Here is a 24,985-nt window from a genome sequence, read left to right on the forward strand (position 1 = left end):
ATTTCCCAAAAACTGAAATTTCATCTTCATTTTATGACATATCCTCTTTGCTCCAAATAATCGAGATTTCCATCAATAAACACAACGAAGCTACAACATCCACACACTAAAGCCCATGAGTAGGTAGTCGTTGACTGATCTTTTTCCCTCAAGTGAAAAGAAGCGATTAATCTGAAGCAAACCTTTAAAAAAGGTTTGATACAAAATAAGATGCAGTATCCTTTCAGGGCCCGTGGTCTAGTTGGTTATGACGTCGCCTTCACACGGCGAAGGTCATGCGTTCGAATCGCATCGGGCCCATTTACTTTTCACCATAAAAAGGGAGTGAGAAAATGGAAAAGGATTCTGGAAACATCAAGGTAAAACACTTGGCGATAGCCTTCATGCTCGGAGTTGCACTCGTTTTGGTGCTATTGATTGCTACAGAAACGATAAGAGAGATGGGAATTGTCAAAGAGGAGATAGCTGTGATCTATGTCCAAGGAGAGATGGTTACTGGGAATGTACCAAATGAGATAGGATATGCCACCTCAGAGAACATCTGCAAAAATATCCGAGATGCCACTGATGAATTATCGGTAAAAGCGATGGTATTACGAGTCAACTCTCCCGGTGGGACGCCTGCTGCAGCACAAGAGATAATAACTGAAATCAAGAATGCACAAGAAAAAGGAAAACCAGTAGTGATATCAATGGGGGAGATAGCAACCTCTGGAGCATACTATATCTCGGCGCCAGCAGAGAGAATTGTTGCGAATCCAGACACGATGACTGGAAGCATTGGCGTGATCTGGGTCTTCACAAACAGATCAGGGTATTATGAGGAGGAGGGAATCGATTTTGAGGCTGTAAAATCAGGTGAGCTCAAGGACATGGGCGCAGATTGGAGAGGCTTGACCGAAGAGGAGAGAGAATACGCAGAGCAGGTAATAACGGATTCATACGAGCGATTTGTAAAGGAGGTTGCTCAAGGCCGAAATATGCCAACCAACGAGGTTAGGGGATTAGCAGACGGTAGAATCTATCTGGGAGCCAGTGCAAAGGACCTTGGATTAATCGATGAACTTGGCAACCTGCACGATGCAATAGATACCGCCGCAAAACTCGGTGGAATAAAAGGAACGCCCCAAGTAAAATACATGAATGAGCCGTCGCTATCAAATCTATGGTTTGGTGTTGGAGGCGAATATGATGCCCAACATTATCTTAGATACCTGGAAGAAAATCGATATGGAAAGTTGTTATCCTAACACGGTCTTCATATACTCCCGTAGCACAACAGTTGCATAGCATCCCTTGGGTAACGAAAACCTCAAGACGATTTTCGTGCCGTTGAGATCAGCATCAATCTCATGGATTGGCTGAACTGACAGCAGAACCTCTCGCCTTATTCCGCAAGAGGCAAGCTCTGGCATTTGTGGAACGGCAAAATCATTTAGATCGATTCCCATTTCATCTATGACTGAACGTTCGATCTCCCCGGGTTCCCCTTTTGCAAGCTGGGATCCATAGCCAACCAGAGGAGCTGTTATAAATGCCCGTTTTCTACGGATCAAATTATTTATCCCATCCACATTGCCATTGTTTACAAACTGTATTCTGGAGATATCCGGAAAGCCCGATTTGTTCACAAAGCAGACGATGTCCCCATCCATAGCAATATTTATCGGCAATCCCTTTTGCAACCTTCTGCTGAGGATCTTGTTGAATATATAGGATTGATGCGCATGTAAGAACATCTTTTTGAGACCTGGCGATAAAATCTTGAATGCCCCCATATAATCGCTTTCATTGGACACCAAGTGATTCATCATCGCACGCTCATAGCGGAGATGCCTCGGAAAGAGCCTCAATCCGCCTTTGAAGTCATGAGTCCCCCAGACATATTCTCTTGCACTTCGAATCTCTTCAGGCTCGCTAGGAAATGGTTTTGCTATGTAGATCATTGCTGCTCTCTCAAAATCACCCTTCATGATCGCATCTCCCACCAAATGCGTTACAGAGCGTAATGTGCCAAAACGTTGAACCCCAAAGAAATTCGGTAAGCCACCAAACTGAGCAATTTCATCCGATATCGATTGGATTCTTTTCCCTGTTTCCTCAGGAGACAGGTCCACGCCCCTGATGGTTATCCGAAAGCTGTTACCCAAAAGGTCTCCTAGCTCAATTTTCTTATTTGAGCGCCCTATGGCATGAAGCTCAACTCTTGGCAGACTGACATTCCCGAGTTCCTCCTCCGATATGTCCCAAATGCTTATTTTCTGCTTTGTGATCGCTCTTTTGTCCTTGGTTCCTGCCCAACCAAACCTCTTTTGGCTGATGCCCAACGAACGAGACAGATCCCTAATGACATGATGCGTATCCCAATCCAGTTTGGTCAGCTCCACTATCAAATATGGCCCTTCTTTGCCCTCAACTCTGCTTGAGATCTCCTCTACATAAAAGTCGTCGATCAACTGGCGGATTTTACCACCAACGCCGGGGGATTTCGTCACATAGAGTTCCATTCCGATATTTCGCTCAAGCTGAGGTACTAGATTGTTATCCATAAAACTTAGCTAAAATACTTCAATCGCCTATGTCCTTTAACATTTTTTTGAGGATACTGGCAGAATCTCTCAGTTTTATCAACTCTTCCTCGTCCAAATCATATTCCACGACTTCTGCCCCATGCTTACCGATAATCGCTGGAACGCCTATTGCGACGTCGTGCAGCCCATACTCGCCTTCCAAAAAGACGCTTATGGGTATGAGGGCATGTTCATCATTGATGATGGCCTTTACGATCTCTGCCACACAGGAAGCAGGCGCATAATAAGTGGCACCCTTTCGTTTTATGACTTCCATGGCCCTTTCTTTCGTTGATTTAATGAAGTTATCCCAATCGATTCCGCCTGTATCTCCTTTTTTCAGAAGAGTCATGCTATCCCCATGTTCACCGATCATCATCGCATTCGATCTCACGCCATAGCCCAGCATTTGTTCCCTTAAGCGGGCGGTGTCATGGGAAGATCCCATGCCAATGACCTCACTGCGTGGTTTTTGAGAGAGTTTAAATGCCATGTACGTCATCAAATCGACTGGGTTTGTGGCTAAAACGAGAATTGCACCTGCGAAAAGATTCAACTGCTCCATGACATTTGAGAGAATAGCTGCATTTGCCTTCGTGAGATCCAATCGAGTCATCCCGGGCTTTCTTGCAAGACCTGCCGAGATCACGATGACATCCGAATTTCGCAAGGATGAATAATCCCTCCCTCCCTTGACGATCGTATCCTTGCCCATAGCAATTGCGGCTGTGCTTAGGTCCAATGACTCACCGATAGCTATATCTTCGATGATGTCGACTAAGACTATTTCGTCACAGTCAACTCTATGTAATACTGCATAGGCTGATGTCGAGCCAATCCTTCCCGCCCCCACAAATCCTATCTTGACCATCGCAATCACAATAGTTTCAGATTTCCCGTAAGCTTATCCAATTCTTCATTTTTGGCTGGACCGATGCCCAACGCAGTGATCGTTCCGGGTGGCACTTCGGTCAAACCAGCATCCTCGATCATAGCACTGGGAAGACCGAATCTCTTGGCTTCTGCCTCTAATTCAAATAATTCATTTAGATCATCGACGGCCAAGATGACTTTTTTCTGCCCCTCTGCCTTCCATGCACGTCTTATCGACGGTTTCGCCTTTTCACATGCGGATATCGCGGCATGCGCTGCTTGTGCAGCCAGTTTACCCTTCGATAAATGCAGGTCCAGTCTTACGACTATGCACTGCTTATATTCAAATTTCACTGGGTCACCATTTTATCATCCTTAATCTCAACTGTACTTTTATCTTTCCACTCTTTGCCAATTTTTCTGGCTTCTTTTTTGTTGAACTTACCGACGACTATCTCTTCTGATACGGCAATTACGCAGTCCAGCGGGATACCAAGGATGTCTGACCCATGCTTGACTAACAAGTACTTATCATAAACAGCTATGCTTTCACCTATCTTTTCGCCATCGAGCTGAACGAACTTGCACAGATAGTCAGATGAGCCGTTTTCATGTTCCTCTGATTTCCTAAAAAACTTAAGTATTTTGCTTTTGACCGGCATTTTATCACACCAGGATACAGCTAATATGCTAGCTCACAAATAATAAATATGGTGTTGAAAAAAATGAAATATGACGTAGTCGTCGTAGGTGCTGGCCCGGCAGGATCATTGGCAGCCAAGTATTCTGCTATGAGTGGGGCTGAAACCCTTCTCATTGAGGAGCATCCAGCCATAGGGCATCCGGTGAGTTGTGCTGGGTTGATCAGTGTGAAAGCCCTGGATGAATGTGAAATTGGTTTAGGTAAGTGGATAAACAATGAGATAAGGGGGGCTTTCATATGTTCGCCTGATGGCCAGGAAATCCAGATCGAAGGAGGAGAAGTAAAAGCATATGCAATAGATCGAAAGATGTTCGATCAAGAGCTTGCAAAGCGGGCGGCAAAAGCTGGTGCAGACGTCTTGATCCCTGCAAAGGCAACAGGTCTAAGAAAAGGGGAAAATATCCTAGAGGTCACAAGCCAAGGAGAGCTTTTGGAGATAAGTGCAAAGATCATAATAGGTGCTGATGGCGTTAAAAGCGATATTGCAAAGTGGTCAGACCTTGGAAAAGTGAAAAAAATATTACCAGGTATACAAATCCTGGGACTATATGACGCAAACGATCCTTCTTTTGTAGAGATATTTACCGGATCAGTCGCACCGGGATTCTTTGCCTGGGCGATCCCCATAGAAGATACCGCTCGCATAGGATTGTGCACCTCGAGACCATTTCAACACCTCACATCCATGCTAAAATATCACAAAGTAGTTTCAAAAAGATATAAAGGGTCTTATCTTGATCTCATGATGGGTGCCATTCCACTTGGACCCCTAGAACGAACCATAAGCAAGGGCATAATGATCGTTGGCGATGCAGCAGGACAAGTCAAACCCGTCTCTGGTGGAGGCATCTACACTGGTGCAATCTGCGCAAAGATCGCCGGAGAAGTAGCTGCAAAAGTGATAAAAGAGGGGAATACATCGGCTGAGCGCCTGACGGAGTATGAAAATCGATGGCGAGCTGCAATAGGACGAGAGCTCAACGTAGGCATGAAGATTAACGAAGTCTTGGGTAGATTAAGCGATTCGGACATAAATGAGCTGATCGGAATGATCAACGATCCAAAGATACTGAACATCATATCTAAGTATGGGGACATGGATTACCCATCAGCGGTGGTGAAAAAATTGATTTTGACGAAACCAAGTTTACTAAAATCATTTGGGTTGATAGTGAAGGCAATGGGATAGATTTAATCGATGTTCTGCAGGAAGCCACGACCGAAAGAGGAGGCTGATCCACAGCCGATGATGAGACCTAGGCTTAGTAACCATCTCCCAACGTCATCCATCTCCTTGGTACCTTATTCTGGTGAGATAGAATACTGTGCATTATAGGCGAGCTGGGTGAATAGATAATTATTTATTATATGGTCACCGTCGACTGCAACCGATTATTTATAAAAAAAGTCTGGAAATCTATTTAATTAGGTTATTAAGTTATAATATAGATTAAAGGAGCTATTTGAGCTTTAAAATTAACTTAATACTGAAATTGGACGATTATGAACGTTAAAAACTCATAAAACGCTCAAATAAGTTAAATAATATCAGATAAAGGGTTATTTGGAGGTATATTTAGATGAAAAGCATAGTGATGAGAATTGTACCAATAGCCCTAATCGCCTTTCTGATCTTGACCGCACAGCCAGCTGCGGCCGCAGACGGCCCTAATTGGGCTGACCCAGAAAGTCCGTTATATGGACTGAAGATTGCCCTTGAGAATGCCAACGAGGCGTTCTCCTTTGGTAAGGAGGCGCGCCTTGAGAAGCAGCTCGCCCACGCTGAGGCGCGCCTAGCCGAGGCTCAGGCTATGGGCGATCAGAACAGAACTAGGGCCATGGAGCGTGCCATCGAGCGCTACGAGGTCAAGCTAGGCCAGATCAATGAGACAGTATGTGAAGGGAATGTTAGTGAAGAGCATATGGAGCATGTTATGAATATGACCCAAAAACACGAGAAAGTCTTACAAGGTCTCCTTGAACGCATCGACAATGGGACAATGCCCGAACAGGCCCGAAAGGGCATCGAGCGAGCACTAAACAATAGCATCCAGCATAGAGAGCAGTTTGAACATAGGCATGAAGCAGATTATGGCCGCCCAGAGTGGGCTGATGACAACCGCCCGGAGTGGGCTGATGACAATGATGAGGACAACGAAAATATGATCCTTGTCACGATTAACGGCACGAGTGTTTGGGCGGAGCTGTGTGATCCGGATGATGAGGATGCGGTGAAAGCCGTTGTGGTAAATGATACGCCTGTATGGGTCAAGTTATCTGAAGACAATGAAACCGATGAAGACATGCTCCAGGTCACATACAATGGCACGAGTGTTTGGGCGGAGCTGTGTGATCCGGATGATGAGGATGCGGTGATGGCAATTCTGACCAGCGGAACTCCGGTCTGGGTCGAGTTACCCAATGAAGACGAGAACACACATAGAGGCGGCCGAAATCGGATGAATACGGGGACATCGAAAATAACACGCTAATACAATTATTGCGATGGAGGCTTCTGACACGCCAAAAAGAACGTATCGGGTGGAGACAACGGTCCTCCTGCTCCACCCGATAATTTTTATATTTCATAGGGGCATTTTTGATTGATGAATCGTGGTGCAGCCATACTATTTATCGGTATTTTGCTTGTGACAGCCGCCTCGGCGCAGGACTTACCAGAGGTGGGGACCACGTATAGCGTGGACTTGCAGGAGGGCGGTTCTGCTAGTTGGACCATCGAGCAAAGATATCAGCTTGAGAGCCAAGAGGAAATCAGCATTTTCGAGGACTATGTGCTCGAGTTCCAAGATAACCGCTCCGACTATATCACGGAATTCAAGGGGGAGATGGAGGCCACTCTGAAGGCAGCATCCTCTGCCTCGGGTAGGCCGATGAGAGGCTCGGCCTATACGGTCTATATCAAGACGGAGCACACCCCCACCGGGGTCTATGGTGTCGTGGTCTATCGGTTCGATTGGGAGGGATTCGCTAACACCTCTGGAAACAGTATCATGGTGGGAGACGCGCTTCCTGACGGGCTGTTCCTATCACAAGACTACACGCTTATCATAAATTATCCCTCGGAATATAAGGTCGTCAAGGTCTCGCCAGAGCCTGACCAGCGCAACAGTTATTCATTAATCTGGTATGGTATGAGGGCGTTCTCGCCGGAAGAGCCACACATCGAGTTAAAGGCTAACAGTGGCCTGTCATTCCAGGTACTAATCCTCATCCTAGGTGGGTTGGCGGTGGCGGGCGCATGCTACTATATGCATAAGTCATATCGCGAGCCTGATAAGGAGTCCGACAGAACAGAGTCCGATGAAGATACGGTCCTGCACCTCCTTGAGGAGGCGGGCCGGGAGCTTTATCAGTCTGAGATCGTGAAACAAACCGGGTTCTCAAAGTCCAAGGTAAGCGCCATCATCAAATCGCTCAAAGAGAACGGTCGGATACAGAAGATCAGAAAGGGGCGGGAGAACCTCATCCGCCTCAAATAAGCTCTTGGGGGGGATATGAAGCCGAGGAACCTCAGGGGATGCGAGCTACTTTTGGAGGTGGCGCGGGTCCTGCATGATCATCCATTTTTCCTCAACGTCATGTCGTCCGATGCGGCGCCTCACTTCTTCTGCGCCCGTTCGCCCTTTGTTTGATATTCTAAAGTTCGGCCTGCCCAACTAGCATTATCCACAAAATAACACCTACAATGACAAGAAAAAAACCAAGTTTTTTATTACTATTTATCAATATAGCCCCCATTCCTATAAGACTGAGACAAATACCTGAGTATATCCAAAACCTTAACATTATCCCAAATATAATAATATCATACATAAAAAGAAGCAAAAATGGGAGAAAGCTAACCACTAGCACCAATGGTATTTTACGAGACCACCAGCCATACATTCCAACTAAGAGTGGTAATGCGATTCGTCCGATTAGCGCGTAAAGCGGCCCATATCTTGAAGATATTTGCAATATTACGGGGAAAAAAGGCCAGAGGAGGACCACAAAAAATACGAACAAAGTTAGTACCCCGGTCCCCCATTTTATATGTTCATACTTCATGCGGTTAATCTCCTTCTATATTTTCATGCCTTATGCGGTTAACTCGATAACTGGTGCTAACCCGTCGTTATCCCCCAAGTTGTCATTGCCTAAGTCGGTATACCAAATATCTCCAACGAACCCTTCATCTGCAAAGTCATCCTTTACAAAATCTTCTGCGTCTTCATAGCTGATTACTTGGTGTCCCGTTCCTGTCCAACGCTCATAGTGCACGTTGGCGTCACTCCATTCATCAGCCCAGTGAGGATCTGAATATTCACTGCCGAAAATCCGTATGTGATACCTGTACCCAAAGTAATCACCGTTTTCAAGTTGATAGTCTTGCCATTTCCAATAGGCTGTGCCACCATTCGCCGTGTCGTCGATGTACGTCCGCGCTGACCAACCAGTAGCACCATCCCATGTATTATCGATCCAATTCTGCATGTCATATTGGATATCCCAAGCGCTGCCCGTATTATAAAATATCAAATTTATTGGATCATCTTCCTCAACCGTAAGTGGGTTATCATTGAGGAATTGAACATCTCGATAAGCCCAGAAATTTATGCATTTCTCGCCGACTTTGACTAGTGTCAACTTGACTTCAATTTCATCTGGAGCCTCTTCTAGATTCTCAGCTCAATTTGTAATCGCTTGATTCACCAATTCTTCGCCCTTTTCTCCCAAATTCTTTCGAAGGAAGTTGAAATGCCCTTCGTTGACTTCTAAGAGTTCGTCCATGCTTGGTTTCTTAATTTTCACGATCTCTTCCCTAAACTCTGAGGGCACCATCTTTTTGTTGTCATCTGCAAGAACCGTAGCTGTTGTTGCGACTATTGAAATGACTAATACTGCTACAACGATTGTCGAGATAAGCGTCTTTTGCATCATTTTCCATAACACCTCCTAACTTTTTTGAGTACATCTCAAGCGCCCCTCCCTCGGTGCTCACGAAAGATTAAGCCCTAATCAGCAGAAATTGCACTTAGCCTGTAGTAATCTCCTTCAAATTTAATATAACGTGTTCGGTGAGCATTCGGAAATACTTTTAAAAATTCGAATGTGCTCTCGTCATCAAAGGGAACTCTGATTTCTTTACCGGGATTCAACACTGCCTGTGCAATGTAAGGGTATCTTTCAAGCTCTGCCTTGTCTACTTCAACATAATATTCCGGTATATTAGTTACTTTTTCTGCCCGTATATAAAGCCCACCTCCGGGAGTATAGATTGCTAAAAAGAAGTACACGACCATAACAATTAATAACAACGCAGATGCAATCCCTGCTTTTATGATCCTTTTCATTTTGCCTCCCAAAAATAAAAGTTCCATGAGTTACGGCGTTGGTAGTGGTACTCTACGATAGTTATGGCCTATGGAAATCACTCGTTCCTCTTCCAAGTCTACCAATACTACTAAAGTGACCCCGGGTTGCTCTTTCCCGCCGGTATAGATGTGAAGACACGGATACACCCATGAAGTTTTCTCTTCTTTATACACCTGCTCGTGCCAGTACAGAACTACATCACCCAGTTCGTATTCTTTATCTCCGATTTCCTCCCTCACTCTTGGATCATCGAGTGCTATGCTGATCACCTTAGCCTTTTCTTCTTCTGTGAGCTGTTCCACAGGTTCTTCTGTATCGGGCTTTTTTGGAGCTACGTTTTCACTCTGCTCCTGACTAGGTTCCTGATATACAGACGGTACATATTCGCCCTTGAGATATTTGGTCACAATGTCTAAAGGAAATGCTAGTTCTTCCGCTATCTCTTCCTCGCTCCATCCCTCCTCATACAATTCCGTGATCTTCTTGTAAGACTCTGGAGGGCACATAGACTGATATTCAGATGTGGATGTGCTCTGCATTGCTAGTACATTTGAAGTTCTATTTGTATCTGACTCCCCCCTCTGTTTTTCCATCTCCTTTAATTCCTCTAACTGCTTCATAAACTCTACGTGTGTCTCTGTAATTTTTTCTTTTCCTTCTCTCTCAAGAGTGTCTTCTGGCACCTGTAGTGGTCCGTAAGGCGTCTCTACTGTCACATAGGTTATATCCGGTAGTCTTTCAATTATTGGTGTGATGAGTCCTCTCTCTTGGAAGTCCTTGTTCGCCACAATTTTTATCTCATCGCCGTCCATCACAACCATGTCCTCCCGCACAGTTACACGACCATAACCAGGCATCTCCACCGTTACAAACTTTAATGTTGAGTTATCAGCTGGTAGGGTTGGCTGCCCGCCCATCCATGTCGCTCCAGTCTCTGGATAATAGCCCATATCATACTTTTTTAAAATTTCTATGATTTCACTGTCGGTAAATCCATTGCCTTTCAGTTTTTCTACGATTTCCTCTACCGGAGTTTTAAAGTCCTGGAGCTTGGTAACATCGATTTCTTTTGTTACTGGATCCATAAAATTATCCGCCTTTGCTGCCTCTATTAAATTATTAAGCTCCATTTCTGATATTCCTGCTTCAGGTATTCCACTGGTGCCCTCTGACTCATTATTTTTTGCAAGAGTCTTTTGATCAATAATTAATCGGTCCTGTTCAACAGGCGGAGTAGGTCTTGGTAGGAGTTCATCATTTGCTGGTGGCACATAGTCTTTTGCCCCTGGAGGTTTATCGATTTTTCCCGTCAATAAATCATGCACTATCTCGCGATATTCTTCTTGGTTGAGTAAAGCACTGTTCACTAAGTCTTTGCTCTGATCTTGGGCTATAGCCAGCCCGACAAGACATAGCAGTATAACCACTATGCTCATCGCCAATATTTTCCTCATCTTCCCATATCGCCCCTTATCTTTTTTGAGTACATCTCAAGCGCCCCTCTTTGGCACCTCGCCTCCTTCGCCCGTCATGGGGTTGCACCATGAGTTAGCTACTCTTATTATTCCCCCTCATTCCTGCATCTTTGCCTGCTTTCAGGGCAATGTTGCAATTTTTACTCGCTTTGCTTAATCACACCACCAAAAGAATTATGTTAACCTCCCTGCTAGAGTATATATCTATCATAACACCACAATTGCTTCCACCCACATATGCGGTTTGCCACTCTGTCGCAGTATTATCTACCGTGACTTTATACATGTACTCCCCTTTATCCTTGGTAATTTCAGGAGACTGTACCCTCTCTCTCGGTTCTATTGTATACATTTTATTGAAAATAGTTCTGTTACTCGAATCAAATATCTCAACTGTTACTTCATGTGTTATTCCGTCCTTATTGGATAGGGAGAACCTGAGTGGGTCTATGTGGCCAAAGACGCCACCAGGTGAAAGACTTCTGAGGAAGATGAGAAAACCTACCAGAGCAATTACCGCTATGATACCCACGCCAATGAGCACTTTAGTTTTTGTCTTCATAGTACGTACAAAAAATAAAAAGAGTTAAAAAGTTTTGCATCAGTTTTGTGTTCCTCTGCTAGGGCCCCCAAACACCTGCATCTACGATGTCCCAATGGTAATCACACCATTCGTCTGTTCCCCAGTACGCATCCCAGTAGTCCATGGTCCATGATGCACGAGTCAGTACACTCTCCTCCTGAATCAGCTTGGTCTTCTGCATCAAAGTTATGAGAGAGTTCGTGCTGTGCAACACTGTCATCGGGCCAATTTGCTCTCCAGTAAACAGGGCTTTCCGCACAAACAGAATAATATCCACTTAATTGTGCCACGCCATTGTGATCAGCGTTATCCACCCAGCCCATAGTGACCATATTCGCTGCTGAATTAGGAATATCATCCTCCAGATCATCGAGCAAATCGTAAACACTGTCGCCGACATCACTTGCATCCCACTCATTATAATAGGCATTTTGGATCATGTTTACGCCGAACTCATCCTCAAAAGGAGATAATGCTGCCGCTACGTCATTCCAATTGGCACCTCCTGCTGGAGCATGATCCTCATCCTCTGCAGGATATAAGTCCACATATATATTCCCATTATACTGATATGGTGGAACATCTGGATTCCCTGGAGATTTTAATGATTTGGTTTGAACAGCAGGTGCGTCTCCCATTTCTACTTTCCCCTCTTCTATCAGCTTCTTCAGCTCCTCTTCCGTAATGCTATCTGGCGTAATTCCTGTTTCTTCCGGAAGGTATCCGTGGGCCTTCTCATAGTCCATAGCGATTAATCTATCCAATTCAGCAGCTAGGCACCCCGGAATAATCAAGCTATAATCTTTCATCTGGGTTTTGACATGGTTTATAACTTCAGGATCTTCAGTAGTTTCTACTGCAATTATTTTCACCCCTCTGTCATAAAGTTTTTTCAGTTCTTCAGCTGTTATTTGTTCATCTCGTAGTACCTCATTTATCATCGCTTCTTCAGTTAATATAGCAGAATCTTGGACAATAACTTCATCTATGCTAACTGCATCCTCAATAGGGGTAGAGTTGACCTTCGAACTCCCTACCCCCATAGCCAACACCAGTATCACTACCATACTTATCGCCAACGTCAGTTTCTTTTTCGTCATTTTTTATCACCTCTTACCTTTTTGGGTATTTCTCAAGCGCCCCTCTTTGGCGCCTCGCCTTGTCAGAGCAAACTTCGCGTAAGCATATGTTCTCCCCTGAACCTCCTGTGGCTTTTGCGAGGCTTCTTCTCGTAATCGCACTGGGAATGAAGAGGTAGACTACTGGGGAAGCTATGAGCGAATTACCGCGGCAACAGTCCCTACGGCTGAGGGGACTGTTGCCATCAGTTGGGTTATCATCAATGGGTTTGCCTGCACTTGGGCGAGGCATCGGTTCTTGTGAAAGTTTTGCCAGTTTTTAGTGATTACGTGTATGTGACCCTTACTTGAAGTGTCTTTATTGCCCCGCCTTCGACATCAATGTCGAGGTCATGGGCAGCTGTTCCAATAAATGTGCCAGTCATCCAGCCTCTTTTTATATCACCGTTTTCGTATTCCACTTCGCATATAGCGCGGTACGGAACATTGATTACAGAATTAATAACCAATGCCTCAGCTCGCACCTTTGTTTTTGCTGGCACTTGAATAGGGCACTCCCATGAAAATGTCGACTTAGTTTCAACTGAGCCGCCCCATTCATGCTGGTACGACGCTTCTAACCCCACGGTGATCTTCCCTTCAGCTATACGTGGAATGCCTGTCACAAAAGTCGTTTCAGCTTTTGCTGTTATGCCGACGGTGTTGTTCCATGTATTTGTTTCTGTGGACTCTTTAGATCCACTGAATGTAATTGACTGGGGGATATCTAGTTTGTTTTCATAGTTCAAATTCGTCAGAACGGTTTGTCCTTTATCCAGCTTTCTCCCTTGATCAATGAAATATTTAAAGTCGGTCACGTTTGAGCGGACTGGCATGTCTGCTAAATGAAAGCCCAGTTTATCAATGGCGGCTCCACAACGACCATGTATGCCATTTATATATCCAAGCCCAACATAAACTTCTGTTCTCCTCTCTTGCTCCCCAACGTTGAAGTCCCCTCCTAAGTTTGTCCTGAAGCGGATTCCCCCTAGCAGATCTTCTGTCCAGCCTTGTAGGCGGACCTTTGAAAGATAAATATATTTACACCACTCATCGCTTTTGAACTCAAAGTCTTCCACCACCGTCTGTGGGTACTCTGGTGGGTGAGGCAATCCGAAACGGTGTAGTTGTCCATTAGTTAGTAGGATTTCAAGTCCCCTGATTATTGTTATGTTTCCCCCCCGCTGAAATTTAGGATCCGCATCGGGTTGGACGTATGCAATTATTTTCGATACCCGTTGCCCGAGAACGTACACATCAAACCCCCCGCCACCCTCTCCGCCAACTGCTGGTGACGTAATTTCTCGTGTAAGATCCTTTCCATCAAAGCTTTCGGTTGGTGGTTCGACATTGACCATTTTTTTGCATCTTTTTTTATCTCCGACCATTTTTCATGTCTCCTTTTTAAAGTAGAACATTTCTTTATTTTTTTCCTATACGCCACATCGTCATCCACTCTCGCCCACATCGCCGCACGATGAAGTCATGAGCTGGTTACAAAAAAATGTGAAATCCTATTTACATATAGTTAACTGTTAGCAATATTATCAATAATAAGCAATGGTACCAACAGGAAACAACAAGGCTAAGTCAACTGCACATAGCTCTTTAGGTACAGAAAAGAATAAAAGATATCTACCATTTCCCCAGAGACCTATCCAGAATCTCGTCATTCACCTTTCCAGCATGGAATGTATTACCAGTCCTTATGTTGTTCATGTATATCTCTGCAGGTGAAAAAAGGTGAGGATCAATATCGTAAAAGTTCCTATCGTATTTCTCAAAGGTCTCCAGAAACGGCATTCCATAGTCCTTTGAGGAGCAGGAGGGGACCTTTTCAATTATTGCATCGACATCAGCATCCTCGCAATCCACGAAGTATCTTGTTACTCCTCCATAGAGAACGCAGTCGTTCGTTTTTCCCATGGCTTCCAGATCATTTTTCGCGACTGGTGCTATTGGTGCTGTTCCAAACCCAGAGACGATTTTGTCCAGGTCAAAGCCAAGCTCATGGAGTTTGTGGACTCCCGTCTCGACTACTCTTGCAGATATCTGTACGCTGCCGACGATGCTCGCCGTTGGAGCGACCAGGACATACAGGTTTTTTGGCTCTATGCAACATTTTTCCGCTATAAAAGTCGATACTTTCTCATCGGGAGCCTTCCTGGTTTCCAGGGCTATAACTGCCTTATCGAAAGCGTCTTGGCAGCAAATGGCATCGTACAATTTCTTTTCGACCCGTGACAGTGCTCTGGCTGGTCCAGATGCCATTGCGAAGTATTTGTCTACAGAAATGCTCCAACCAGCAAACTGGCAAGCCATGCAAGCAACCTTTGGGTTATCAACGAATACATATATGTTGAATCGCCCGTTCGTTCCAAGTGAAATATCGCAAAGACCGCCCAAGCATACCTTGGCAAAATAAACTCCTGCCCTTATTCCGCCCGGCGATTTAGCCCCAGCATCTATTATCGTGGCCCCGTTCTCCAAAACTGAGACACCAATTCCCAGCTCTTCCCTGTTCCGGATCATTTCCTCTGCGATCCCCACGGCGATCTCGTTTACGCTTAGACCTTGGCTTGGTTTCATTCCGCCATCACTTCACGCAAATGTATCAAATGCTTGCCTAACTTCCCACCATAGTTCCCGGCAGTTATCTTCAGGATTCCTTCCACGGTGCATGCGGCCTTTATGCCCTCTCTCATGGCTTTGTATACTCCGTCGGCATCCAGGCCATCCAAAACGATCTCCAATACTGAGTTGACTTCTTTTGGCAGTTTGCTCTCAGCCAGTGACTTCAACGTGGGACAATAAGCCGTGTTCGTCGACACGTTCAAGAACTCATACCGCGAACCTATCTTGCTGCCACTTCGCACTATTCCGCCCGGGAAGGGTGCAATGACACCCTTCACCTTTTTTATCGCCTCAACCGCCTTTTCAGAGGCTTCAAGAACGCAGTCGATGTCCCTCCCCAGAATTAGAAAATTACCTCCGCCTACCCCCTTCAAGATGCCAAATTCTTCTTCAACAGCAAACTCTCCTTCCATCACAGGGATGACCCACATTCTCCTATCTCCGATAAACCTGCTCACCTGGTGTCCATCGCCGAAGTATTTTAGTTTGCCTCCGATGCTTATCTTTTCCTCGCCATTCAAATTATTGAAGCAAGCTGTTGTGACTGAGGTCAGTACGCATTGGGATACCCTTTTAAACAATTGCGCCTCTAAATCCTTTTTTGACATAGCAAAAATCAAGATGTTGATACCAGGTCTGCCGTCTGGTGTTTCTTCTGTAGAGACTTCATTTTCTATCCCAGCTTCACATCCACACATGATCACTGAGGTTGCAAAGCCAGTCATTGACACTGCGGATATTAGAGCATATCTCTCATCCTTAGCGGTTATCAAAGCTCTTGCAGCGTACATTTCAAAAGCCTCGGCAAACGTATCCTCAATCTCCACTTCTCCCATTTGCATGATTCATCCACCTATTTTTTTCTCAATTTTACCGTAGATACGAAGTTCTTATCCAATCCCAATTCTTTTTCCCCCAGTCCAAACGCAAGTCCAATCAACTGGGTGAAGTACAATATTGGTAGATCGATGACGATATCGTACTTGGATTCGATCTTTGACTGCTGATAATCCAGCATCGCATGACATAAAGGACATGCCACAGTTACACAGTCTGCGCCAAGCTCTTTCGCCTCTCTCAGAATATTCCCTGTCATTTTTAGTGAAAATTCCTCTGAACTCAGCAACAAATTGCCGCCACAGCAATCTGTCTTATGTTTAAAGGGTAGGCAATCGGCCCCCAAGGCTTTGATCAGGTCGTCCAACGATCGAGGGATGTCTGGATCGTCAAACTTGCTGATTGCTGAGGGTCGAATGGTCAAACATCCATAGTATGGCACAGATCTTAAGCCGTCCAATGGAACTTTCACCTCCTTTGATAGCTTATCCAAACCAATGTCATTTACGATGACGTCCAAGAGATGCCGTACTTCCACTTCTCCCTGGTAAGATTCACCTAGGGCTTCGTTTATCACAGTCTTGGCTATTCCATCCTCTCTAATCGCACTGTTCGCACGGGAGAGGTTATTGAAACAGATGCTGCAAGGCACCAAGACGTCCAAACCTTCTTTCTTAGCTATCATCAGATTTCTCGCTGAAAGTGAAAGGGTAAGAGGGTTGCTCGCTTCCATTGCTCCACAGCAGTTCCAGTCTTCCAGCTCGCTCAGCCCAATGCCCAATGCCTTGCAGACTGCCAGCGTGGACATATCGTACTCTCTGGCACTTGCATGAAGGTAGCAACCAGGATAATATGCAAAATTCATTTTTCCTCTAAAGCCTTGAATATCCCCTCTATCTGGCTCATTTCTTTCACCTTCTCAGGCCTCAAACCGAGTTTTCCTTTTTTTAGCATGGTGAATCCGTCAGACACGTAGGATAATAAGCCCTTTATGCCTTTGGTGGCGAGCACGCCGTTGATGATCGTCGCCATCTCAAAGTTTCTACCATATTTTCTTATGGAATTGACGAATGCCTTATCGAAGATCGGTTTAGTGCTTTTTATCGCTATATTGCCTCCCTCTCTTTCAGCTATGCTCGCTATAGCGCCCATTAACTCTGTTATCCTCACATCCTGTGGGCATCGCTCATAACATGCATAACATTTGGAGCAAAGCCAGATGAACTCGCTGGACAATACCTCTTCCCTCATGCCCAACAGCGCCATTCTGATGATTTTCCTGGGATTGAACCGCTCATCAATTTCCCAGATAGGACAACTTGCCACACAGGTGCCACACTGGAAACAACGCTTGATGTTCTCTCCACCTAATTGATTGGATATTTCATATTTAAGATTTGGATCCAAGTTACTTTCATCTATGACATCAGGCTTTGCCATCATCGTGATTCCTCGGCTATTGAATTAACGTAAAGTGCACCTGACCCACCTCTGGCCAGATCGCCGGTAAATTTTTTTAGCTCGATGGAATCGAGGACTTCCTTTCCCTCAAACCTGAACGAGGGTAACATCTCCAGAGCTTTTCCTTTCACCACTAGCGTTCCACTCTTCATTTCACCGCCGGGTAGCACGGCATCGCCCTCGATCGTTATTTTGCCTCCCGACATATTCAAACCGGGCAATAAACCCACGCTGCCCCCTATTATTATCTCTCCGCCCCTCATATGCTCACCAACATAGTTTCCAGCGCTTCCTTTCACACGAATTAGTCCACCTCTCATGCCTTTTTCTGCCCCCCAGTATCCGGCTCCGAGGTAGTTGCTGGCATTACCTTCCACCACCAGTTCGCCGCCCCTCATCTCCCTACCAGCCCAAGCGTCCGCATCGCCATTAACAATTATTTTTCCACCTGACATCAGGGCACCACAATGCATGTCAACGCTACCGTTTATGGTTATCTCGCCCGAGGTCATCCTCTCCCCTATTCTCTTTATTCTGGATGCGTCACCTTCGATTAGTATCTTAATTTTTTCCTTATCTTTATCATCAACACCTTCAACCTCGACATCAAAAAGGGAGCCTAACATTACCTCTTTATTTCCATGCCAGACGGCGATCGATTCTATTTCGCTTTTGCCTTTTCCAGCAAAGTTGCCTGGCTGGATTGCATCAGCCTCTACAGGTATATTGAAAGCCTTTTTAGGGGTTAGTTTAACCAGCATTTTTACACCTTGGTTTTGATTTCTATCGGATGCGGAACATAGGCATCCTGCACGGGATAGTTCGCCATATTTACCGAGTAGTACTCCTTAAACTTCACTGCCAGATCTTCGAGCATGGCCTTTGTAGCCTCTCCATCAAATTCTGGGTTGACCCAATAAGTCCTTCCTTCCGGAACTGCAACGATCTCTCCATCCTTTACGACGATCTCTCCCCCTTTTATCGTGTACTTGGCATGTGAAAGAGCCGACTGGATTTTCCTGGGATCGTCTTCTTCCGGCGAGACATCATATATCGCAATGTCAGCATCAGCACCTATGCCAAGGTGACCTTTTCCGTGTTTGTCAAGACCTAAAAGCTTTGCTGGCGATGCTCTCGTCATTATTGCTATATCTGCCCAATTTAGCTCCCTGTCAATGGACGATATGATCGCCCTCTTGTTAATCGCATCGTGTACCCCTTTTAAAGCTTCTTCTCGCCTCTTTTTACTCATCAACAGGGATATGATTTCTGGATAGCGCGTGAAGGGAGCGCCGTTAGGATGATCCGTTGTAATGGCAGTCTTCCACGGGTTTTTTATGAGCAAAACTAGCTCCAACCCAATCGCCCATTGAATCGAGTTGACCGAGACTTTTCGCGAGTAAGAGACTGGTATGATTCCTGAGCCTGTCTCAAGCTCTACATCTTTATTGGTCCATTTTCTCCTGGACATCCTATGCAACTCATACTCCATTGGACCGTCTGCGGTCATGGTTGTCGTATCCCCGAACATCACCTGTCCAGGATCGATCGTCACATGATCGTGAGAGTTGACATAGCTGGCGATAGCATCTGCCTTTGACCCCATATCTACCCATGTCGATCCGCCATATGAATGAAACTGTACATGCGTTGCATGCATGACCTGCCTCTTTTTAGAGGGGATGTCCTTGACCAGATCGAACGTTGCTAACGTGGTATCATAGTTACCAGGATGCCCGAGATTATTACAATGTATGTGAATCGAATGGGGTAAGTTCAATCGTTCGTTTGCCTCTGCAAGCCCATGAATGATGTCAGCCGGTGTTATGTCAAAATTAGGCACTATATCGTCTAAATTCCTCACATTTTTGCCCCATCCCCATGCCTCGCCACCTCCTGCGTTAACAATTTTAATCCCGTAGCCCTTAGTGGCATTCATCATCCATGCAATATATGCCGCTAACTTATCCATATCGCCGGATTTAACGTATTCCATGATTAACCAGTGGTTATCAAGCAAAGGAATGGCACCCTTATCAACGATGGGTATATCCCGGAACTCTTCATGAGTGTGTCTTGCTAGCAAGGGTGGCATTGCAGGCTCAAAGGTTGTCGTGTATCCCATTTTTGCATACCTATAGCCTGTAGCAAAAGTGTTTGGCACGGAATAGCCTGTACACGCTCGAGTGAGTTTTTTCCTGGATTCGATACCTCTCCTACCGTCTTCTGGTCTCAGCATTCGCCCAACATTCATCTTGCCGCCTGCAATATGCGTATGCATGTCAACGCCGCCGGGCATGACTATCCTGCCACCTGCATCGATCGTCTTCGGGTTTTTCACTCCCGATACTATCTTACCATCCTTGACGGAGATATCCACTTTTTCCCCACTTATCTGGTTGATAGGATCGTATACGATACCATTCGTGATCAAAAGCCCCATGTTAATCGCCTCTTATCTCCCTGACTTTGCCCAGTATTCGGCTCAAAATTTCTTCATCTGACAAGTGAGTCGGCTCTATGAGCTTTCTCAGCCTTAACGGCACTCCGTCCATCCTATATGCCGTTCCTTCCACCTCTATTCCGGCTATGGCAGCCGGTAGGACTACATCCGCTAGCTCAGTAGTAAGATTTGGGTAGGGATCTATTTGAATGAGGGGTATTTTTGCCAGATGCTCCACAGATTTTCTCGGAAAGTGAGCGGCCGGATCAGAGGCAACTATTAGGGCTGAGTCACATTCTCCTCTGTTCAGAACGTCAACTGTGGATGTTTCACCGGGATTATACCAGGGTCGCCCCCTAGCAAAGTCGACCGCAAAAGCAAAACCAGTCAACCATGTACATACTTGGGTGATGCCTGTGACATTGTAGTGACCCCTCATGGGCATCACAGCAAATTTCGTATGAGCATTAAGGTCTCTTACTAAGGAGATTGCATTGGCGACATTGTAGGGTTTCCCCTTAGATTGCGTCAATCCCATACCAAAAAAGAGGACGCCAAATTTACTATTTTTCATCCTATTCACGATTTCGACCAGCTTCTCCTTTGGAACGCCACCGACGGAAGAGGGTACGACATCCACTGCTCCAGCCAGGATCGCCCTAAGGGCAGATAGCACGCGGTAATCCTCCCCAGGGAGTATCTGGACAAAGTCATCTGCTACTTCTGCTGTCGTCGTTTTGCGGACATCAAAAACCATCACGTGCTTTCCTTTTCTGCCTTCTTGGGTAAAAAATCCCTTTGGAAAGCTTGTGTACTTACTCATATGTCTGGGGTGGGCTTCTGCCTGATTCGAGCCCCAGTAGATGATCAGGTCTGCTCTGTTCTTTATCTGACCAAGTGTACAGGAGGGTAGCCCGACGTTTTGGAGGGCTAAAATGGATGGAGCGTGGCACACAGAGGTAGTGTTATCGATGATTGCACCAAGTTCCTCGGCAAGTTCAATTCCTTTTTCATCTGCTTCACAGGTCGTGGAGCCCCAACCATACATTAAGGGTCGTAGCGAGTTTGTAAGAATCTCTGCCGTCTTATCAATAGCCTCTTCATAAGTAGTTTTCCTCAGCTTGCCATCCTCTCGGATCATGGGCGAAGCGATTCTCTCGTGCCCCATCATCTTGCTCACGCCTGTTTCGCATGCCTCTTTCACCTCGATAATCTTATTGCCCTCTACCTCGACGATGATGTCATCACATAAATCGCCGCAGAATGGGCATAGAACGTCTGTTATGATCATCTAAACCCCACCAACTCCTTTATCGGCGATATTGAATCGAATGTAAGCGTTATTTCAACTTCAATGCCTTTAAATTGTGGAGTCCCACATCCGCCAGTACTGGGGTCCATAATGGCATTCGCCCAGGGTCCCATGGGAACGAAAGCTATGCCGGGAGGATTCCTATTGTTGGTCCTGACGCGGACGACGACCTGCCCAAATTTTGACTTTATCATGACGTTGGCACCATCCCTTATGCCTAATTTAGACATATCCACTTCATTCAGCTCGCAGACGGCTGCTACGTCGCAATATCCGCTAGACATCTTGTTGTCTATATGGATTCCTTGTTCAATACTCCTTCCTGAGGTTAGCTTCACATCAATTTTTTTCATGAATCCTCCCACCTTCAAAGTAGGGCGGCTTATCTAAATTTATGCCAGGCACATATCCCAACTTCTTTTGCATTCTCTCTGCAAATTTCCTGTGAATTAAAGTTAGCGGTATACCAGCGGGACAGACGTCCTCGCATCGGCCGCATCCAATGCAGGAGTCCATGAGGTGAAGTAACCTCACCATAAGGAAAAGTGGGATTTTGTAGTTTGAATCGCCTTCTGTGAGACACTTTGCACTATCTCCACAGGTACAGACCGGGCATGCCTTCCTGCATGCCCCACAACCGATGCAATGGCTGAGAGCGTCTACATAAAAAGCCAACCTCTCTGAATCAGAAAGCTTCTCAATCGGCTCGAATAGCCTTTTATGCCATTTCTCAGCGAGACCTTTCATCACCTTGTCTATCTTATCTCTAAGCTCGATTGCTTTATCAGATGCAGGCTCGAATGCGACATAGCCTGTGTCGACTGCGTTTTGGAATATTTCCTCTCCCTTATCTGTGATCACTTCCACAAACGTCGCCTTGCCTAACTTATCGGCAGGGAGCCCCCAGTTTCCGCAGGCAAGGTCTGCCATCCTTGGAATGTTAGTCTCGCAATACCTACAGCTTTCCCTCCTGCCATATCCTTTTTCCTCTAAATCATCGATTTTGAGGGCTTTTTCACCAGACGCAGTCTTTAGGATCAGCTCTCCTTTCAGAATTTCTTCACCTATCACAGCATCCGGATCGAGATCGTACATCTCCTCCACCATTTTCTTCGCCTTTTTTGGATGCAGGCTTCCACCACAATTCAGACCCAGCATATAAACATCGTCAAGATCGAGCTGACCTCTCTTAGCCCGCTCTATGATCCCCATGGCATCACATGGCTTCGCTGGAAGGGCAACTCTTCCTGGAGGCACGTATTTGGCCAGATTAACTGAGACAAAATGGAGAGTGCCAGCGCATTCTAAGACCTCCTTTGGATCATTTGTCACAATTTGGGTGGCCTTGTAAGGACTTGTTTTTTTCAAGACGAGGACGTTGTCGACCAGTTTGCTGTCAAGGGCGGCCGCTAGTGCGGCGGAAACAAATCCACCTGAGCTACCTCTCTTTCTCGTAGCATCGTCGGTCGCCCATGCTATAAAGCAGCCTTTCATTGCATCACCTTTGGGCGTAACGGGGATGGCCCCATCTTTTTGATCGTCTCGACCGTCTCCTTGACCATGTCAGCAAATTTTTCACCCTCTGTAGCAGAAATCCACTCCAAGCGTAGCCTTTCTTTTTCTATGCCAAGCTCTGCCATCATCTCTTTCAGGAACTCAAATCTGTTTTTCGTCTTATGGTTTGCATCGATGTAATGACAATCGCCTATGTGGCATCCTGTTATCAGAACTGCATCTGCACCCTCCAGGAAACTCATCAGCACGAACAGGGGGTCTATGCGGCCAGAGCACATGACCTTGATGATACGCACATTGGGCGGATATTGCATGCGGGAAACACCAGCCAGATCTGCACCTGCATAGGAGCACCAGTTGCAGCAAAAAGCCACGATTTTTGGATCGAATTCTTTCATTCTACCACCGGATGAAATATGCTTTTTATTTGAGAGATGATCTGATTGCTCTGGTAATGTCTTTGCTCCAATGCCCCGGTGGGGCAGGTAGCTACACAGGTACCGCATCCCTTACATAGCGCCTCTATTACCTCTAACTTGCCATTCACCATACTCAACGCCTGATAGGGGCACATCTCCACGCAGAAGCCGCATCCAACACACGCCTCTGGGTCGACCTTGACTGATATTGCCTCAATTTGCACAAACCCTCTGGACAAGGGGATGCCCGCTCCGGATGCAGCTGCCAAAGCTTGTGAAACGCTTTCAGCCACTTCGGCAGGTCCGTGCGCTGTTCCGCAGAGAAATATGCCATCAGTCGCAAAATCTACGGGTCGAAGTTTCACGTGTGCCTCAAAGAAGAACTTATCCTTACCCAGCGGAACGCGTAGCAGCTTTGAGACCCCTACTCCGCCCTGATGTTGCACCAGTGGAGTAGACAAGACCACCAGATCAGCACCCAACATGAGCTGTTCTCCAAATAATTCATTATAGACTTCAACTTTTAGTTTGTCTCCTTCCATCGTGACACTGGGTGGGCTCTCAGGCGTGTACTTTATGAATCTTACGCCCATTTCTCTTGCCTTGCTGTATAATTCCTCATATTCAGCCCCATAGGCCTGAATATCGTTGTGGAGGATCTGGATATTTACATCTGGATTAATCTCTTTAATCAGCATCGCATTCTTAATGGCCACCATACAGCAGATTCTGGAGCAATAGGATACTCCCTCACCTTTTGCACCCACGCACTGAATCATGACTACGCTATCAGATTTTTTGAGTTGCCCCTCTTTCAATAATTTCTCCAACTGCATCTGAGTTATCACGTGATCATATGTTCCATAGCCATAATAGCCCTTCGGCTCAAATTCCATGGCACCTGTGGCAACTATTATGGTACCTACCTTAAAACTGACCTCCTCACCCTCTCTGAGCAGAGTTACATCAAAGTTACCTATGTAGCCCTTCACCTCTTTCAGTTCGCAGGAGGAGAATATCTTAATTTTCTTGTGTTCCTCCACAGCCGCTATGCTGGGTTGGAGACTTTCAAGAGAATCTTCTCCTGTGGGGAACAACCTATAGAGATTTCTCAGCATACCTCCCAGAACTGCCTCTTTTTCAACGAGATATACATCGAAGCCCTGATTGGCAAGAGTTTTGGCTGCGGTCATCCCTGCTATGCCGCCTCCGATTACCATGGCAGACGGTTCAACATCTATCCTCATCTCTTCTTGGGGCTCCAAGAGAGTGGCCCTTGCAACCCCCATTCTTACGAGTTCTTTTGTTTTTTCAGTTGCTCCTTCTGGGTCCTTCATGTGAACCCAAGAGCAGTGCTCCCTTATGTTAACGAACTCAAACAGGTATTTGTTCAGCCCCGCTTCCTCGCAGGTAGACCTGAACAGGGGCTCGTGGGTCCTAGGAGTGCAGGATGCTACGATAACCCTGTTGAGCTTATGCTCTTTTATGGCATTTTTTATGGCCGTCAGCCCATCATCTGCACAGGTATACAGGTTTCTTTCCGCATGGACGACGTTAGGAAGATGTTTGGCATATTCAACAACTGCTGGAACGTCTACTGAGCCGCCAATATTTGTGCCACAATGACAGACGAAAACGCCTATTCTTATTTCTTTCTCTCTCATAA

The 24,985-nt window shown here is 45.8% G+C and carries 26 protein-coding genes and 1 tRNA gene; 5 read left to right on the forward strand and 22 right to left on the reverse strand.

Annotated elements, in window-relative coordinates:
• Positions 1-226: 226 nt before the first annotated feature.
• Together PHI74_02985 and sppA are read left to right on the forward strand one after the other, a co-directional pair.
• Positions 227-300, forward strand: a tRNA-Val gene (locus PHI74_02985).
• A gap of 32 nt (positions 301-332) precedes the next feature.
• The gene (gene sppA, locus PHI74_02990; GenBank protein MDD5484977.1) at positions 333-1,250 is read left to right on the forward strand and encodes a signal peptide peptidase SppA; all 918 of its coding nucleotides are present in this window, start codon (positions 333-335) and stop codon (positions 1,248-1,250) included.
• Here the strand turns inward: sppA and truD are convergent.
• Genes truD through PHI74_03010 form a run of 4 tightly spaced genes read right to left on the reverse strand, consistent with a single transcriptional unit; the run spans position 1,242 to position 4,105 of the window.
• The gene (gene truD, locus PHI74_02995) at positions 1,242-2,549 is read right to left on the reverse strand and encodes a tRNA pseudouridine(13) synthase TruD (GenBank protein MDD5484978.1); all 1,308 of its coding nucleotides are present in this window, start codon (positions 2,547-2,549) and stop codon (positions 1,242-1,244) included. The two genes, sppA and truD, sit on opposite strands and share 9 nt — an antisense overlap.
• A 19-nt stretch (positions 2,550-2,568) precedes the next feature.
• Complete coding sequence (locus PHI74_03000; protein ID MDD5484979.1) at positions 2,569-3,441, reverse strand: malate dehydrogenase; 873 nt, start codon at positions 3,439-3,441, stop codon at positions 2,569-2,571.
• A 5-nt stretch (positions 3,442-3,446) separates the two neighbouring features.
• Positions 3,447-3,797 carry a peptidyl-tRNA hydrolase Pth2 gene (gene pth2, locus PHI74_03005; GenBank protein ID MDD5484980.1) on the reverse strand — a complete coding sequence of 117 codons (351 nt, stop codon included), beginning with the start codon at positions 3,795-3,797 and terminating at the stop codon, positions 3,447-3,449.
• Positions 3,794-4,105, reverse strand: coding sequence for a hypothetical protein (locus PHI74_03010; GenBank protein ID MDD5484981.1), 312 nt, complete (start codon positions 4,103-4,105; stop codon positions 3,794-3,796). The genes pth2 and PHI74_03010 overlap by 4 nt, the downstream gene beginning before the upstream one ends.
• A gap of 63 nt (positions 4,106-4,168) precedes the next feature.
• On the opposite strand from PHI74_03010, the gene PHI74_03015 reads away from it, so the two are divergent.
• From PHI74_03015 to PHI74_03025, 3 genes are all read left to right on the forward strand, one after another.
• Positions 4,169-5,335 carry an NAD(P)/FAD-dependent oxidoreductase gene (locus tag PHI74_03015; GenBank protein ID MDD5484982.1) on the forward strand — a complete coding sequence of 389 codons (1,167 nt, stop codon included), beginning with the start codon at positions 4,169-4,171 and terminating at the stop codon, positions 5,333-5,335.
• Positions 5,336-5,726: 391 nt separating this feature from the next.
• The gene (locus tag PHI74_03020) at positions 5,727-6,638 is read left to right on the forward strand and encodes a DUF5667 domain-containing protein (GenBank protein ID MDD5484983.1); all 912 of its coding nucleotides are present in this window, start codon (positions 5,727-5,729) and stop codon (positions 6,636-6,638) included.
• A 114-nt stretch (positions 6,639-6,752) separates the two neighbouring features.
• Entirely contained in the window at positions 6,753-7,646 is an 894-nt protein-coding gene (locus PHI74_03025) for a helix-turn-helix domain-containing protein (protein ID MDD5484984.1), read from the forward strand.
• Positions 7,647-8,244: 598 nt separating this feature from the next.
• Here PHI74_03025 and PHI74_03030 read toward each other — a convergent pair.
• The 18 genes from PHI74_03030 to PHI74_03115 all read right to left on the reverse strand — a co-directional run bounded on the left by PHI74_03030 (position 8,245) and on the right by PHI74_03115 (position 24,983).
• A complete protein-coding gene (locus tag PHI74_03030; protein ID MDD5484985.1) occupies positions 8,245-8,793 on the reverse strand; it encodes a hypothetical protein in 549 nt (182 codons plus the stop codon).
• Between the two features lie 42 nt (positions 8,794-8,835).
• Positions 8,836-9,087 carry a hypothetical protein gene (locus PHI74_03035; GenBank protein ID MDD5484986.1) on the reverse strand — a complete coding sequence of 84 codons (252 nt, stop codon included), beginning with the start codon at positions 9,085-9,087 and terminating at the stop codon, positions 8,836-8,838.
• A 74-nt stretch (positions 9,088-9,161) separates the two neighbouring features.
• Positions 9,162-9,500 (reverse strand): hypothetical protein, encoded by a 339-nt coding sequence (locus tag PHI74_03040; protein MDD5484987.1) that lies wholly within the window; start codon positions 9,498-9,500, stop codon positions 9,162-9,164.
• 30 nt (positions 9,501-9,530) lie between these two features.
• On the reverse strand, positions 9,531-10,976 hold the full coding sequence (locus PHI74_03045; GenBank protein ID MDD5484988.1) for a hypothetical protein: 1,446 nt from the start codon (positions 10,974-10,976) through the stop codon (positions 9,531-9,533).
• 178 nt (positions 10,977-11,154) lie between these two features.
• The gene (locus PHI74_03050) at positions 11,155-11,559 is read right to left on the reverse strand and encodes a hypothetical protein (protein MDD5484989.1); all 405 of its coding nucleotides are present in this window, start codon (positions 11,557-11,559) and stop codon (positions 11,155-11,157) included.
• Positions 11,560-11,660: 101 nt separating this feature from the next.
• Positions 11,661-12,680: a hypothetical protein gene (locus tag PHI74_03055; GenBank protein MDD5484990.1), complete on the reverse strand. Its 1,020-nt coding sequence runs from the start codon at positions 12,678-12,680 to the stop codon at positions 11,661-11,663.
• Positions 12,681-12,985: 305 nt separating this feature from the next.
• Positions 12,986-14,086, reverse strand: a complete 1,101-nt coding sequence (locus tag PHI74_03060) for an ETX/MTX2 family pore-forming toxin (protein ID MDD5484991.1) — start codon at positions 14,084-14,086, stop codon at positions 12,986-12,988.
• Positions 14,087-14,333: 247 nt separating this feature from the next.
• Positions 14,334-15,287, reverse strand: coding sequence for a methenyltetrahydromethanopterin cyclohydrolase (gene mch, locus PHI74_03065; GenBank protein ID MDD5484992.1), 954 nt, complete (start codon positions 15,285-15,287; stop codon positions 14,334-14,336).
• Entirely contained in the window at positions 15,284-16,174 is an 891-nt protein-coding gene (fhcD, locus tag PHI74_03070; GenBank protein MDD5484993.1) for a formylmethanofuran--tetrahydromethanopterin N-formyltransferase, read from the reverse strand. The genes mch and fhcD overlap by 4 nt, the downstream gene beginning before the upstream one ends.
• An 11-nt stretch (positions 16,175-16,185) precedes the next feature.
• Entirely contained in the window at positions 16,186-17,034 is an 849-nt protein-coding gene (locus PHI74_03075) for a CoB--CoM heterodisulfide reductase iron-sulfur subunit B family protein (GenBank protein MDD5484994.1), read from the reverse strand.
• A complete protein-coding gene (locus tag PHI74_03080; GenBank protein ID MDD5484995.1) occupies positions 17,031-17,612 on the reverse strand; it encodes a 4Fe-4S dicluster domain-containing protein in 582 nt (193 codons plus the stop codon). Before PHI74_03080 ends, PHI74_03075 begins: the two co-directional genes overlap by 4 nt.
• On the reverse strand, positions 17,609-18,391 hold the full coding sequence (locus tag PHI74_03085) for a formylmethanofuran dehydrogenase subunit C (protein ID MDD5484996.1): 783 nt from the start codon (positions 18,389-18,391) through the stop codon (positions 17,609-17,611). Before PHI74_03085 ends, PHI74_03080 begins: the two co-directional genes overlap by 4 nt.
• 2 nt (positions 18,392-18,393) lie before the next feature.
• Positions 18,394-20,073, reverse strand: a complete 1,680-nt coding sequence (locus tag PHI74_03090; protein ID MDD5484997.1) for a formylmethanofuran dehydrogenase subunit A — start codon at positions 20,071-20,073, stop codon at positions 18,394-18,396.
• Between the two features lies 1 nt (position 20,074).
• Positions 20,075-21,364, reverse strand: a complete 1,290-nt coding sequence (locus tag PHI74_03095) for a formylmethanofuran dehydrogenase subunit B (GenBank protein ID MDD5484998.1) — start codon at positions 21,362-21,364, stop codon at positions 20,075-20,077.
• The gene (locus PHI74_03100) at positions 21,361-21,738 is read right to left on the reverse strand and encodes a molybdopterin dinucleotide binding domain-containing protein (protein ID MDD5484999.1); all 378 of its coding nucleotides are present in this window, start codon (positions 21,736-21,738) and stop codon (positions 21,361-21,363) included. The genes PHI74_03095 and PHI74_03100 overlap by 4 nt, the downstream gene beginning before the upstream one ends.
• Positions 21,725-22,879 (reverse strand): Coenzyme F420 hydrogenase/dehydrogenase, beta subunit C-terminal domain, encoded by a 1,155-nt coding sequence (locus tag PHI74_03105; GenBank protein ID MDD5485000.1) that lies wholly within the window; start codon positions 22,877-22,879, stop codon positions 21,725-21,727. The genes PHI74_03100 and PHI74_03105 overlap by 14 nt, the downstream gene beginning before the upstream one ends.
• On the reverse strand, positions 22,876-23,298 hold the full coding sequence (locus PHI74_03110; protein ID MDD5485001.1) for a hydrogenase iron-sulfur subunit: 423 nt from the start codon (positions 23,296-23,298) through the stop codon (positions 22,876-22,878). Before PHI74_03110 ends, PHI74_03105 begins: the two co-directional genes overlap by 4 nt.
• On the reverse strand, positions 23,295-24,983 hold the full coding sequence (locus PHI74_03115) for a CoB--CoM heterodisulfide reductase iron-sulfur subunit A family protein (GenBank protein MDD5485002.1): 1,689 nt from the start codon (positions 24,981-24,983) through the stop codon (positions 23,295-23,297). The genes PHI74_03110 and PHI74_03115 overlap by 4 nt, the downstream gene beginning before the upstream one ends.
• Between the last annotated feature and the right edge of the window lie 2 nt (positions 24,984-24,985).

The sequence above is a fragment of the Methanocellales archaeon genome (genome assembly GCA_028715985.1).
GTDB lineage: Archaea > Halobacteriota > UBA148 > UBA148 > UBA148 > UBA148.